The following is a 12,457-nucleotide window of genomic DNA, read 5'->3' on the forward strand; positions in this document are numbered from 1 at the left end:
CCCGGCGGCGGGCCCGGCTGGCGAGCTGGCGGGCCGCGTCCGCGGACCGGCCGACCATCGGGGCGATCTCGTCGAACGGCACCCCGAACAGGTCGTGCAGCACGAACGCGAGGCGCTCCGGCGGGCTCAGCGTGTCCAGCACGACGAGCAGTGCCAGGCCCACCGACTCGGCCAGCACGGCCTCCTGCTCGGGGCCGGCCGCCGCGTCGGGCCGGGTGACCACCGGGTCCGGCAGCCGGGCCTCCAGCGGCTCCTCGCGCCGGGCCGCCCGGGAGCGCAGCGCGTTCAGGCACACCCGGCCGACGACCGTCGTCAGCCAGCCGCGCAGGTTGTCGATGCCGTCCGCGTCGGACCGGGCCAGGCGCAGCCAGGTCTCCTGGACGGCGTCGTCGGCCTCGGCGAACGAGCCGAGCATGCGGTAGGCGACGGACCGCAGGTAGGACCGGTTCTCCTCGAACCGCCCGGCCAGCCAGTCCCGCTCACCGCCCGTTCCTGCCCCCGTGCCAGGACCATCGGTCTCGTCGTCGCCGGGGACCTCGTTGTGGTGGCTGTCACGTTCGCGCATCTGTCACGTTCCTCCGTCGCGTCGGGTCATAGCACTGACCGTCGACGCCAGGCGGATGTGACCGCTCTGGCGAACTCGCAGGAGGTTCCCGTGGAAGCACGCATGAAGCATCCGGTGTACGTCATCCCGGCCGCCCTGAAGGCGCTGACCGCCATCCACGAGGCCGTGAAGGGTACCGGATTGCCGGAACAGACGATCGAGCTGGTCAACCTGCGCGCCAGCCAGATCAACGGCTGCGCCTGGTGCCTGCAGATGCACGCCACCGCGCTGCGCAAGGCCGGTGAGCCCGACGAGCGGATCGACACCGTGGCCGGCTGGCGGGACGCGTCGTACTTCACCGACGCCGAGCGGGCCGCTCTGGCGCTCACCGAGTCCGTCACCCGGATCGCCGACCGCGGCGACCCGGTGCCCGACGACGTGTTCGACGAGGCGGCCCGGCACTACGACGAGGCGCAGCTCGCCGCGCTGCTGCTGACCATCGGGCAGATCAACGTGTGGAACCGGCTCAACGTCGCCACCCACCACGTGGCCGGCGCCTGACGCCCCGACCCAGCCCGGCTGGTGTCCCGGCCGGCGCGGCCGACGGGACACCAGCCGGGGAACCGGCCCCGGAAGGCCTACTGAGAGGCCACAGTCAGGGCGCGAGGGCTGTGGACAGCGGGGTGGTTTCCACAGTTTCGTGCTGGTGGTGGCGCTGATGCCCGGCGGGCGGTCAGCGTTGGCCCATGTCCCTGCCCCCGAGGAGCGCATCATGTCTGCCATGCCGGTGCCGCCTGACACGTCGCCGCCCGACCCGTGGGTGTTTCCGACGCCCGGCCCCGACGGGTTCATTCCGGATGACCTGGCGCGGCTCCCGCGTGACGGCTACCACTACGAGCTGCTCGACGGGGTCCTGCTGGTCTCCCGGCCCGGCGGGTTCACCGTCGACGACCTCGAACGGACGCCCGAGGACAGCAACCGCTACGAGCTCATCGACGGGACGCTCCTGGTGAGCCCCGCTCCCCGCTGGGAGCACCAGCATGTGGTGCTCTCACTGGCCGTGATCCTGCGCGCCGCCTGCCCGGCCGGACTGGTCGTCTTCGGCCCGACACCCGACGTGCTCAAGGGCCGGCGCGGCAGCCTGCAGCCCGACCTCCTCGTGGCCCACGCCGTCGACCTCACGCCCGAGGAGCCCTACCTGGGTGTGCCGGTGCTGGCCGTGGAGGTGCTCTCGCCCAGCAGCCTCGGCATCGACCGGCTCGCGAAGCGGCAGGTCTACGCCCGGCTCGGCGTGTCGTCGTACTGGATCGTCGACCCGTCGACCCGCACCGGCCCGGCGGTCACGGTGCTGTGTCTCGACCGGGCGCTCGACGGCTACCGCGAGGAGCCGACGACCGGACCGGACGAGGCCGTCACGGTCACCGAGCCGTTCCCGGTCAGCTTCACCCCGGCCGACCTGGTCCGCCTCCCGTAGACACGCCACCGCCGCGGCGATCACGGAGTCCGTGCATCGGGCGTCCGGCGGGTACGCAGCCGCAGCGCGCCGAACGTCACCAGGGCGACCGCGACGAGGGTGAACAGCAGCTCGCTGAGCCGTTCGGTCGCCGGGTTGGAATGGTCACCGGGGTAGTCGGCGACCGGGTAGACGTACGCGACACCGAGATAGGTGGCCAGCGCGCCGGCGGCCAGGGCCAGGGTGCGTGCGTCGTTCCAGCGTGTCCGCGCCACCGTCCGGGCGAGCAGCGCGCCGGCGAGGCCGACCAGGGCGACCTGCCCGGCGACACCCGGCCACGACGCGGGCAGCAGGCACCAGCCGGCCGTTACCGCGAACGCGACCACCCCGACAAGCCAGACCGCGACGCGGCGGCCCTCGCCGCACGGCGAGGCCCGGTGCCGCCACGCCCAGGCGGTGGCCAGGGACGCCGTGGCGATCCCCGCGGCGAACACGACCTGCACGGCCGACGGGGCGAACCCGTCCGCGACGTCGGCGTGGATCAGCGCCGCGCCGCCGAGGTAGAGCAGGCCACACCCGACCAGACCCGGCCGGCGCAGCCACGGCCGATGGCGCAGCCGGGCGGGGGCAAGGCCCTCGGCGAGCGCGAGGGGGACGGCGATGCTCCACACGACGTGCCCGACGACGAACACCAGCAGGTTGAACGCGCTGGTCTCGAGCCCCGGCAGGTGGGCGGGCCTGGTGAAGTCGTCGGTGCCCTCGTACGCCGGGTTGAACAGGCTCATGTCGATCAGGCCCGCTTCCAGGATCCCGTACGTCGTGCCGAGCAGCGCGACCGTCAGCCACGGGGACGCGGTCCGGCGCGCGGCCTCCCGGATGAGCAGCGCGCCGCTGCCGTACATCGGCGCGAGGAAGACGATCAGGCCGAGCCGGTCGGCCGTCCCGAAGGCGAGGAACTCGGCGACGAACGGCGAGAGCAGCATGACCGCGCCCGCGAGGAGAAACCGCATGCCCACAACGTCTCTCGTCGCGCCGAGCGGGCCACCCTCCTTGGTCTCTCTCTTTCGGCGGTAAGCGCGGGCGCCTCGCGGATTCCAGGTACTACCCTCGTCGACTTCCGGATGCGCCTTCGTCGACGGCGGCCCGCGGCGCCGCCCGTCAGGACAGGTAGCGGCGGAAGCCGACGGCGGAGCGCGCGAAGCCGAGGGACTCATAGAACAGGTGGGCGTCGCCGCGCTCGCCGCGGGACAGCAGCTGGATCTTGTAGCAGCCGGCGGCGCGGGCCTGTTCGACGACGTGGGCCATGAGCGCCCGGCCGGCGCCGAGCCGGCGGGCGTCCGCGGCGACGACGACGTTCTCGACGATCGCCCAGGGCTGGCCGCCGTGCGTCAGGTTGACGTGGACGAGCACCTCGGCGGTGCCGACGACGCGGCCGTCGACGTCGGCGACGAGCAGCTGGCGGGACGGGTCGGCGAGGATCCGCGCCAGGATCGGTTCGGCGGCGGCCGGGCCGGCGGGCTGAGACTCGGGCCGCCCGTCGGCGAGCTGCCGGTACAGGTCCAGCAGGACGGGCAGATCCTCGGCGACGGCGGGCCGGATGCGCGGGCTGTCCACGTCCCGATCGTCCCGCCCCGCCCCTGGCCGCGGTGACACCGGTCGACCGAGGCGGCCAGGGGCGGTCACGATCCGCCCCTGGCCGGTAGGGCCGGACCGGTCAGATCTTGCCGAGGGCGGCGCGGGCGAGGACGACGAGCGGGTCCTTGGCGGTGGCGGGGTCCTTGGCGTCGATGGAGATCGACAGGCTCGCGACCTGGGTGCCGCGCAGGTCGATGGTGTAGACGGACGCGAACGTCATGCTGCCGAGGCTTGAGGTGCCGTAGCGGGCCGCGGCGCCGAGGCCGGGGATGTCCTGGACCTTGTCCTTGCCGTAGGTGGAGGCGGCGACGGTGTCGTCGAGCTCCTGCTGGGCGGATTTGTTCGCGTCGGCGGTACGGATGACCAGTGTCACCGCGCCGACCGGCAGGAAGCCGTCGGTGACCGCGCAGCCGAGGCTGGAGACGCTGTTCAGGCTCAGTCCGGACCGGCCGCTGATCCGTTCGAGGGAGGGGGCGTCGACGAGGTCGCAGGCGGACTTGGGAGCGGTGAACGAGCCCGGCTTGGGACCGCCGGGGCTGGCGGTGGAGGTCGATGACGTGCCCGGGCTGGCCGTGGTCGACGCGGTGGAGGTCGCTCCCCCGGAGGTCGACGCCGGGGTCGCCGGCTCGTCGCTCTCGCTGACCGCGGAGCAGGCCGTCAGGGCTACCGCGAGGAACAGGACGAAGGCCGCCGGTGCTACCGCTCGTATCCGCACAGCCGCACCCTAGTGGTCGCGAACCGGACGGGCTGAACCCGAGTCGGCCTGGCGACAGCTGGCCAGCGCTCCACTCGTGGCGGTGGGCCAGCCGTGGTCTGGCGGAGTCTTCCGCCGCGCCTGTCTCACACTGACCCGTCCGCCGCTCCGGTGGCGAGGGCGGTGAGGAGGGTGGCGACGGCGTCGGCGGCGGCGGTGTGGTCGAGGTCGTCGTCCCAGGCGGTCTGCAGCGCGAGCCCCTGGTAGATCGCGATGAGGACACGGGCTGCGCCGTCGGCGGGCAGGGCGGCGGGCAGGGCGCCGCGTTCCTGGGCGGCGCGGACCAGCGCGGTGACCGCGGCGCGCGGTCCGTCGACACCCTGGCGGGCCACCAGGTGGATCGCGGGTGCGCGCAGCGCCTCCGCCCAGATCTGCACCCCGAGGCGGACCCGCGTCCGCTCGGCGGGTTCGGCGAGCGAGCGCAGCATCTCCAGGTACCCGGCGGTGACGGCGGCGAGCGTCGCCTGTCCGTCCGGGCTCTCCGTGACGTCGTCCGACGCCGGCGCTGGACCCGTGGCGACGACCGGGTCTGCCGCGGGGAGGTGCAGGCGGGCGGACTGGGCGTCGTGCCACTGGATGGCGATGGCGGCGACGATGGCGTCCTTGTCGGCGAAGTAGCGGTAGAGCAGGCCGGCGGACAGGCCGGACTCGGCCACGATGTCGGCGACGGTCGTGCGGTGGAAGCCCGCGCGGGTGAAGCAGCGGGCCGCGGCCGCCAGGATCTGCTGGCGGCGTGCCAGGGTGTGCTCCTCGCTGACCTTCGGCACCGTCAGTCCTTCCCTCCGGGCGTGGCGGCGGCCCGCGGCGCCGTCGGGGTCGCCGCCGCGGCGGGCCGCGCCGGGGCGATCTCGGCCTGGGCGACCCGGTAGAAGGGCGCGGCCGGCTCGCCGCCGCGGCCGAGCGGGGTCAGGTACCGGTCGGCGGCGGCGCGGGTGGAGCAGTCCAGGGTGAGGGTGAGGCCGCGGGCGGCGAGGTAGCCGGGCAGCTCGTCCGGGACGAGGCCGAAGGTGAACGGCTCGCCAGCGGCGCGGACGGTGCCGGCCCACTCGTCGACGCCGCTGAAGGTGCCGCTGCCGTCGAGGGCGCGCCGGTCGACGTAGGTGAACACGACCCGGCTGCCGGGGGCGAGCGCGCCGGCGAGCCCGGTGAGGGTGGCGTCGACGGCGGTGGCGTCGAGGTAGTTGGTGACGCCTTCCCAGACGACGACGGTGGGCGTGTCGGTACGCAGCAGGTCGGCGGCGACGAACCGGACGTGGGCGCGGCTGGCGGCGGGGACGCGCTGTTCGACGAGCCGCCGCTTACGGGCCTGCGTCGCCGGATGGTCCACCTCGTAGACGTCGACCGGCCCGGTGTCCCGCCTGGCGGCCGCAGGTCTCGCGGCGGCGGTCGCCTTCGCGTCGCGGACGGCGGCGAGGCGGTAGGGACGGCTGTCGAAGCCGGCGCCGAGCAGGACCAGCTGGCGGGCACCGGCGGTGAGGGCCCCGGTGACCAGGTCGTCGATCAGCCGGGTGCGGGCGACCGCGCTCGCCCGCGGCCCGCCCGGCCAGCGCCGGTCGATGTAGCGCTCCACGCGCCGCGCGACGCGCGGCCCGGCGCCGGGGAGCCGCGCCGCGGCGATGACGAGCCGGTGGGCGGGTGGCAGCGACGAGGCGGCGTACGGGTCGGTGAACAGCCGCGGCCCGCCGCGCGCCGACTCCAGGGCTCGGAACAGCGCCACGTGCTGAGCCGTGCGGCTCGGCTTCTCCTGCATGCCCACCACGATAATGAATGGACGTCCATTTTTCCTTTCACCGCCCTGGTCGTTCGGGGTGGGGCGCGGGGGACACTGCTGGCATGGAGCTCTCACACCTGACCCACATCGCCGCCCCGGGCGGGGTCGCCCCCGGCGCCGGCTACACCCACGTGGTGACCGGCACGGGCCGGCTGGTCGCCGTCTCCGGACAGGTCGCGCTCGACGAGCACGGCGCCGTCGTCGGCGCCGGCGACCCGGCCGCGCAGGCGGTTCAGGTGTTCGCGAACCTGGGCCGCTGTCTCGCGGCCGCGGGCGCGACGTTCACCGACGTGGTCAAGCTGACGTTCTTCGTCGTCGACGTCGCCCACCTGCCGGCCGTCCGCGTCGCCCGCGACGCTGTCATCGACACGGCCCGGCCGCCGGCGAGCACCGCCGTCCAGGTCGCGGCCCTGTTCCGCCCCGAGCTCCTGCTGGAGGTCGAGGCGTTCGCCGTCGTCGCTCCCTGAACGTCTCAGCGCGGGTCGCGGGCGCCGGAGGCGCCGCGGCCTTGGGTGGCGTCGAGGATCGCGGTCTCGACGGCCGGGTCCAGGCCGACCGGTGGGCGGTCGGGGCGGTGCGGGGCCCGGCCGCCGATCTTCTGGAGCCAGGTCCAGGTGTCGGCGACGGTGTCGAGGACCGGGCGTGGGCGCAGGCCGGCGGCCAGTGCCCGGGAGACGTCGGCGAGGTGGAACGCGGCGTGGTACTCGCCGGGCGCGAACCAGCCCGGCAGCTGCGTCCATGGCCGCACCCCGGCGGCGAGGATCGGTTCCGGGTCGGTCCAGACCAGCTCCGCGTCGGAGCCGGTCGCCGCCACGCAGGCCGACAGCACCGAGGCCGTGGTCGCGTGCCCGGGCGGGCTCTGCAGGTCGAACGGACCGGCGACGCCGGCCACGGCCGCGTCCAGCAGCCAGCCCGCGAGGTCGCGGACGTCGAGGTACCCGAACGGCAGGTCGGCCGGGCCGGGGGCGAGGACCCGGCCGCCGCGGGCGATCCGGGTCAGCCACCAGGGCAGCCGGCCGATGTTCTCTCCCGGCCCGAGGACCAGCCCGGGCCGGGGCAGCAGCGTGCGTCCCGGGCCGAACGCGGCGAGCGCGGCCAGCTCGCCGCCGCGCTTCATCCGGTTGTAGGCGGCGAGGCCGCCGTCCTCGGCGTCGTCGGGGGATCCGTCGACGACCGGGGCGTCCTCGGCGAGGCCGGTCGCGCCCGGTGGGACGGGGAACGTGTAGACGGAACGGCTGGACACGTAGACGTAGTGGCCGGCGCGGGGCTCGAGCAGCCTGGCGGCGTCGCGGACCGCGGCCGGCGCCCACGACCAGGTGTCGACGACGACGTCCCACTCCCCGCCGGCCTCGGCGAGCGCCGCCAGGCCGCCGGGCGCGGTCCGGTCCCCGTGCAGCGCGGCCACCTCCGGCGGCGCCGGATGCCGGCCCCGGTGGAACACCGTCACGTCGAAACCACGAGCGAGCCCCGCCTCGACCACCGCCATACCGACGAACTCGGTCCCACCGAGCACCAACAGCCGCATGTCGCGACTATCGCCGCCCACCCGGGCCGGTGAACACCCCTGCCTGCCGTCAGCAGAACCGGATCCGACCGACAGGAGGACCACGCCATGACCCCCCTGCACGCCTTCCCCCTGGAGCCCGCCCCGCTCCACGTGTCCGACGACGTCCTCGACGACCTGCGCGCCCGTCTCACGCTGACCCGCCCGCCGCTGGACGAGGGGAACGAGGACTGGTCCTACGGCGTCCCGGACAGCTATCTGGGTGAGCTGGTCGCCTACTGGCGGGACGACTACGACTGGCGCAAGGCCGAGGCCGCCATCAACGCCTACGAGCACTACCAGGTGGGCGTCGCCGGTGTGCCGGTGCATTTCATGCGCAGGCCCGGCCGCGGCCCCCGCCCGATCCCGTTGATCCTCACCCACGGCTGGCCGTGGACGTTCTGGCACTGGTCGAAGGTGATCGACCCGCTCGCCGACCCGGCCGCGTTCGGCGGTGACCCCGCCGACGCGTTCGACGTCCTCGTGCCGTCCCTGCCCGGCTTCGGTTTCCCCGGCCCGCTCACCGGCTTTCCGGACGTCAACTTCTGGAAGGTCGCCGACCTCTGGCACACCCTGATGACCGAGACGCTCGGATACGAGAAGTACGCCGCCGGGGGCTGCGACATCGGCGGGATCGTCACCAGCCAGCTCGGCCACAAGTACGCCGACGAGCTGTACGGCATCCACATCGGCTCCGCGCTGCCGCTCGACTTCTTCACCGGCCCCCGCGCCTGGGACCTCGCCCGCAACCGGCCTCTCACCGACGACCAGCCCGCCGACGTCCGGGCCCGGATCATCGAGCTGGACCGCCGCTCGGCCTCCCACCTCGCCGTGCACATGCTCGACGGCGCCACCCTGGCCCACGCCCTCAGCGACTCACCCGCCGGGCTGCTCGCCTGGCTGCTGGAACGCTGGAACGCCTGGAGCGACAACGGCGGCGACCTCGAGTCCGTCTTCGCCAAGGACGACCTGCTCACCCACGCCACGATCTACTGGGTGAACAACTCCATCGCCACGTCGATGCGTTACTACGCCAACGCCAACCGCTACCCCTGGACCCCCGCCCACGACCGCACCCCCGTCGTGCGGGCCCCGGTCGGCGTCACCTTCGTCACCTACGAGAACCCGCCCGGCATCCACACCGCGGGCGAGCGCGTCCAGGCGTTCAGGACCGGCCCGCAGGCCGCCTGGTTCAACCACGTCAACGTCAACGCCCACGACCACGGTGGCCACTTCATCCCCTGGGAGAATCCCGACGCCTGGGTGAGCGACCTGCGCCGCACCTTCCACGGCCGCAGGCCCTGAGCGACCTTCGCGGGCTCGTCAGAACCCCGGCCTGCGGCCGTGGCGCTGTCAGGCCTGTCAGGGGCAGGAGATCGCGGGCGTCTGGCGGTAGGTCAGGCTCGCGCAGAAGCTGTCCCGGCTGACCTTCCAGCCCTCGGCGGTGCGGACCGCCGTGACCGAGATGAGCGCGGGGCCTCCGCCGAGCGCTCCGGCCACGGACGGGTCGTCGTACGACAGGGCGACCTGGGCGCTGACGGTGTCCGGATCCACCCTGCTGAGGGTGTCCACCCGTGCCCTGCTGGCCGGCCCCGGGTAGCGGGTGCCCAGCTCGTCGCGGACGGCGAGCAGCGCGGGGCCGTCCTGTACCGCGCCGGCCCAGCGGTCGGCCGGGGTGCCGCCGGTGAAGGCCGCCTCCAGCACGGGGGTCACGGCCGCGGTGGTCGCCGCGTCGACCGGGACGGGCGGCACGCCCAGCGGGGTGTAGCCGGGGATCGTCGGCTGCTGACCGAGGACCAGGCCGTCGGCGATCCGGTGGGCCACGGCGGGGTCGGGCGGGGTCGGGCCCGCCAGCTCCACCGAGAACACGACGCCCGTCGCGTCGACCCACAGCAGCGCCGTGCGGTAACGCGTCTCGGCCGGGACCGGGGGAAGCGACGGGGTGGCCGTCGCGACGTAGCGCGCCGTCGTCCCGGGCTCCAGCGTCGGCAGGGTCTCCGTGGCCAGGTCATGGTGCAGGACGAGGGCCGGCCGGCCGCCGACGGTGTCCTTGGACAGGAGGATCGGGCCGAGGCCGGACGAGTCACTGGCGCGGATCTGGGTGGCCATCGTGTCGACGGTCGTCAGGACCTCCGGCTGCCAGGTCACTGTGACCCAGGCCGAGGACGGGTTGGTGGTGGTCGCGGAGCCCTTCGCCGTGAACAGGCTGCCGAACATGGTGCGGTCGACGTGGGTCAGCCTGAGCGTGGTGATCCCCATGAGCTGGGTGACCGGTGGTCGGAGCCCCCGTGGGGGCTGGGAGCCGTCGACGGGGCCCCACGAGAACCCGCTGTCGACCAGGTCGTGGGCGGCGGCGTCGACGTCGTGGGTGAGCCCGGCGGGCAGCCAGGTCACGCCGAGGCCGCCGAAGGTGTGCAGCGGTGGCTGGCGGGCCGGCACGACGGTGGTCCGCTGCGGCCCGGTGAGCAGGGCGACGGGGATCCCGACGCCGGCGGCGACCAGGACGACGAGCGCGGCGGCGCCGATGACCCGGGCGCGGGCCCGGTGGCGGCTGGCCCGCGCGCGGACCGTGTCCACGAGGGTGGGCGCGGCGGGGCGGCGGCGCAGGCCGGGGCCCAGGGCGCGCAGCCGCGCCTCCAGGTCGTTCACGTCGCTGTCGTTGAGGGTCACGGTGTCTCCTTCCTCGGCCGCCTGCTCCTGGTGGCCGCCGCGGCGAGCGGCGTGGCCGGGCCGGTCTCGTTGGTCAGGACGTCCGCCGCGCCGGGCGCCGTGACCGGTACAGGTCCCGGGATGGGCGGCCGGGCCGGGGTGCCACGGCTGGTCGTCCCGGCGAGCGCGGCGACGTGCTCGTTGTCGCGCAGCCGGGCCAGCCCCCGGTAGGCCTGGCTGCGCACCGAGCCGACGGAGCAGCCGAGCGCGGCGGCGACCTCGCCCTCGGGCAGGTCCTCGAGGTAGCGCAGGACGAGGACGGCACGCTGGCGCGGTGGCAGGGACAGCAGCGCCCTGGCCAGCCCGTCGCGGTCGGACAGCTGGTCGGCGTGGTCGGCGGAGGTGTCGCTGACGTCTGCGGTCCACGCGCCGTCGACGAGCAGGGGGACCTCGGTGACCCGGGCTCGCTGACGCCGCCAGCGGCTGGTGGCGCCGTTCACCAGGGCGCGGCGCACGTAGGCCTCACGCCGGTCCTCGGCGATCTTCGCCCAGTGTCGGTAGGTACGTTCCAGCGCTCCCTGGAGCAGGTCCTCGCCGGCGGCCCAGTCGCCGCCGACGAGCAGGGCCGCGCTCAGCAGCAGCCGTTCGGCCGACCGGGCCACGAACTCCTCGAAAGCCGGTTCGTCATCCGCGTGCAACCCTCGCCTCCCGTCAAGGTCGGGCATCTCGCGATCCCAGACGCGGCAGGAGCTGACGCACTATGAGCGCCTGCTCCCCGTTTTCTCCCACCCGGCGTTCCCGGCGCCCCGGGTGGAGATTGACAGCCCGACGAGGGCGGGTTAGAACGAGTTTCAGTTTTGCGTGACGTGGCTCACGGTCCCGCGGCCGTGTCCGGCCGCGGGCCGCCGTCCGCGCGGCGGGGGAAGGCCCGCGCCGTGGGCCGTCGTGGCCTGGGGAAGGGAACCGGCGTGCAGGCACAGGAACGCGACCCCGAGTTAACCCGCTCCCGGCTCGCCGGCTGGCTGGCGTCCCGGTTGCCGGGCGCCGACGGCGGGGTCGACGTGGGGCCGCTGACCAGCCCGGAGGGGCTGGGGTTCTCCAACGAGACGCACCTGTTCGACGCCACCTGGGGCGACGGGCCCGACCGGGCCACCCGGCGGCTGGTGCTGCGGATCGCGCCGACCGTCTACCAGGTGTTCCTGGAACCGCGCTTCGAGGAGCAGTACCAGGTCATGGCGGCGCTCACCGGCCGGGACCCGGGCCTGCCGATGCCGGAGCTGTTCGGCTTCGAACGGGACGCGTCACTACTGGGCGCGCCGTTCTTCGTGATGGGCGCGGTCGACGGCCGGGCGCCCAACGACAACCCGCCCTACCACGTCGGCGGCTGGCTGCACGACGTTTCCCCCGCCGACCGGGCCACGATGTGGTGGGGCGGCGTCGACGTGCTCGCCCGCCTGCACCGGCTCGACCCGTATGCCCTGGGCCTCGACTTCCTCGACAGCCCGCGCCGCGGCCGCACCGGGCTCGACCAGCAGCTCGCCTACTACGAGGAGATGCTCGACTGGGCGGCGGCGAAGATGTTCGACACCCCGCCGGAGCCGCTGGCCAGCGCCCGCGCCTGGCTGCGCGCGCACCAGCCGGCCGAACCCGACCCGCCGGTGCTGCTGTGGGGCGACGCCCGGATCGGCAACATTCTGTTCGACGACACGTTCCGCGCCGCCGCGGTGCTCGACTGGGAGATGGCGACACTCGGCGCCGCGGAGACCGACCTCGCCTGGTTCCTGTTCCTCGACCGGCACCACAGCGAGGGCTGCGACGTGCCCCGCCTGGACGGGTTCCCGTCCCGCGAACAGACGGTCGCCCGCTACGAACGGCTCCTCGGCCGGCCGGTGCGCGACCTGGAGTACTACGAGGTCTTCGCCGCCCACCGCTTCGCCGTCATCATGCTGCGCATCCTGGTGATGTTCGTCGAGCTCGGGATGATGGACCCCGCCACCGACATGATCACCAACAACACGGTGAGCCGGATGCTCGCGAAGCTGCTGGGCCTGCCAGCCCCCGGCGCCCCGCCGCCGCGGGGTGAGCCACGGACCGCGCCCGCCGGCGCG

General features: G+C 74.4%; 14 protein-coding genes. 5 read left to right on the forward strand and 9 right to left on the reverse strand.

Features of this window, described 5'->3' with window-relative positions:
- Positions 1-565, reverse strand: a 565-nt coding sequence (locus FRCN3DRAFT_RS56315) for a sigma-70 family RNA polymerase sigma factor (protein ID WP_007519731.1), incomplete at its 3' end; no start/stop codon positions are given.
- A gap of 102 nt (positions 566-667) precedes the next feature.
- Between FRCN3DRAFT_RS56315 and FRCN3DRAFT_RS0218930 the strand changes: the two genes are divergently transcribed.
- Complete coding sequence (locus FRCN3DRAFT_RS0218930) at positions 668-1,105, forward strand: carboxymuconolactone decarboxylase family protein (RefSeq protein WP_106410231.1); 438 nt, start codon at positions 668-670, stop codon at positions 1,103-1,105.
- 211 nt (positions 1,106-1,316) lie between these two features.
- Positions 1,317-2,018, forward strand: a complete 702-nt coding sequence (locus FRCN3DRAFT_RS0218935; protein WP_007519728.1) for a Uma2 family endonuclease — start codon at positions 1,317-1,319, stop codon at positions 2,016-2,018.
- A gap of 20 nt (positions 2,019-2,038) precedes the next feature.
- On the opposite strand, the gene FRCN3DRAFT_RS45190 is transcribed toward FRCN3DRAFT_RS0218935, so the two are convergent.
- The 5 genes from FRCN3DRAFT_RS45190 to FRCN3DRAFT_RS0218960 all read right to left on the reverse strand — a co-directional run bounded on the left by FRCN3DRAFT_RS45190 (position 2,039) and on the right by FRCN3DRAFT_RS0218960 (position 6,136).
- Positions 2,039-3,007, reverse strand: coding sequence for a hypothetical protein (locus FRCN3DRAFT_RS45190; RefSeq protein ID WP_007519727.1), 969 nt, complete (start codon positions 3,005-3,007; stop codon positions 2,039-2,041).
- A 148-nt stretch (positions 3,008-3,155) separates the two neighbouring features.
- On the reverse strand, positions 3,156-3,611 hold the full coding sequence (locus FRCN3DRAFT_RS0218945) for a GNAT family N-acetyltransferase (protein ID WP_007519725.1): 456 nt from the start codon (positions 3,609-3,611) through the stop codon (positions 3,156-3,158).
- A 100-nt stretch (positions 3,612-3,711) separates the two neighbouring features.
- Entirely contained in the window at positions 3,712-4,347 is a 636-nt protein-coding gene (locus tag FRCN3DRAFT_RS45195; protein ID WP_007519724.1) for a hypothetical protein, read from the reverse strand.
- Positions 4,348-4,472: 125 nt separating this feature from the next.
- Positions 4,473-5,153 (reverse strand): TetR/AcrR family transcriptional regulator, encoded by a 681-nt coding sequence (locus FRCN3DRAFT_RS0218955; RefSeq protein ID WP_007519722.1) that lies wholly within the window; start codon positions 5,151-5,153, stop codon positions 4,473-4,475.
- Between the two features lie 2 nt (positions 5,154-5,155).
- Positions 5,156-6,136, reverse strand: a complete 981-nt coding sequence (locus tag FRCN3DRAFT_RS0218960; protein WP_007519720.1) for a class I SAM-dependent methyltransferase — start codon at positions 6,134-6,136, stop codon at positions 5,156-5,158.
- A gap of 83 nt (positions 6,137-6,219) precedes the next feature.
- On the opposite strand from FRCN3DRAFT_RS0218960, the gene FRCN3DRAFT_RS0218965 reads away from it, so the two are divergent.
- Positions 6,220-6,624, forward strand: coding sequence for a RidA family protein (locus FRCN3DRAFT_RS0218965; RefSeq protein ID WP_007519718.1), 405 nt, complete (start codon positions 6,220-6,222; stop codon positions 6,622-6,624).
- 5 nt (positions 6,625-6,629) lie between these two features.
- Here FRCN3DRAFT_RS0218965 and FRCN3DRAFT_RS0218970 read toward each other — a convergent pair whose 3' ends face one another.
- Positions 6,630-7,682, reverse strand: a complete 1,053-nt coding sequence (locus FRCN3DRAFT_RS0218970) for a Rossmann-fold NAD(P)-binding domain-containing protein (RefSeq protein ID WP_007519716.1) — start codon at positions 7,680-7,682, stop codon at positions 6,630-6,632.
- Positions 7,683-7,769: 87 nt separating this feature from the next.
- Here FRCN3DRAFT_RS0218970 and FRCN3DRAFT_RS0218975 point away from each other — a divergent pair, with 87 nt between their 5' ends.
- Positions 7,770-9,005, forward strand: a complete 1,236-nt coding sequence (locus FRCN3DRAFT_RS0218975; protein ID WP_007519715.1) for an epoxide hydrolase family protein — start codon at positions 7,770-7,772, stop codon at positions 9,003-9,005.
- Positions 9,006-9,062: 57 nt separating this feature from the next.
- Here FRCN3DRAFT_RS0218975 and FRCN3DRAFT_RS0218980 read toward each other — a convergent pair whose 3' ends face one another.
- Positions 9,063-10,370, reverse strand: coding sequence for an MTB12 C-terminal domain-containing protein (locus FRCN3DRAFT_RS0218980; RefSeq protein ID WP_007519713.1), 1,308 nt, complete (start codon positions 10,368-10,370; stop codon positions 9,063-9,065).
- On the reverse strand, positions 10,367-11,047 hold the full coding sequence (locus FRCN3DRAFT_RS45200; protein ID WP_007519711.1) for a SigE family RNA polymerase sigma factor: 681 nt from the start codon (positions 11,045-11,047) through the stop codon (positions 10,367-10,369). The genes FRCN3DRAFT_RS0218980 and FRCN3DRAFT_RS45200 overlap by 4 nt, the downstream gene beginning before the upstream one ends.
- 270 nt (positions 11,048-11,317) lie before the next feature.
- On the opposite strand from FRCN3DRAFT_RS45200, the gene FRCN3DRAFT_RS55170 reads away from it, so the two are divergent.
- The coding region (locus FRCN3DRAFT_RS55170) for a phosphotransferase family protein (protein WP_051466307.1) at positions 11,318-12,457 on the forward strand (1,140 nt) is incomplete at its 3' end.

The organism is Pseudofrankia saprophytica (genome assembly GCF_000235425.2).
GTDB lineage: Bacteria > Actinomycetota > Actinomycetes > Frankiales > Frankiaceae > Pseudofrankia > Pseudofrankia saprophytica.

Excerpts from the sequence above, each read along its gene's own strand:
- FRCN3DRAFT_RS0218930 (WP_106410231.1), top strand. The coding sequence starts at position 668 with ATGAAGCATCCGGTGTACGTCATCCCGGCCGCCCTGAAGGCGCTGACC.
- FRCN3DRAFT_RS0218935 (WP_007519728.1), top strand. The coding sequence starts at position 1,317 with ATGTCTGCCATGCCGGTGCCGCCTGACACGTCGCCGCCCGACCCGTGG.
- FRCN3DRAFT_RS45190 (WP_007519727.1), bottom strand. The coding sequence starts at position 3,007 with ATGCGGTTTCTCCTCGCGGGCGCGGTCATGCTGCTCTCGCCGTTCGTC.
- FRCN3DRAFT_RS0218960 (WP_007519720.1), bottom strand. The coding sequence starts at position 6,136 with ATGCAGGAGAAGCCGAGCCGCACGGCTCAGCACGTGGCGCTGTTCCGA.
- FRCN3DRAFT_RS0218965 (WP_007519718.1), top strand. The coding sequence starts at position 6,220 with ATGGAGCTCTCACACCTGACCCACATCGCCGCCCCGGGCGGGGTCGCC.
- FRCN3DRAFT_RS0218970 (WP_007519716.1), bottom strand. The coding sequence starts at position 7,682 with ATGCGGCTGTTGGTGCTCGGTGGGACCGAGTTCGTCGGTATGGCGGTG.
- FRCN3DRAFT_RS0218975 (WP_007519715.1), top strand. The coding sequence starts at position 7,770 with ATGACCCCCCTGCACGCCTTCCCCCTGGAGCCCGCCCCGCTCCACGTG.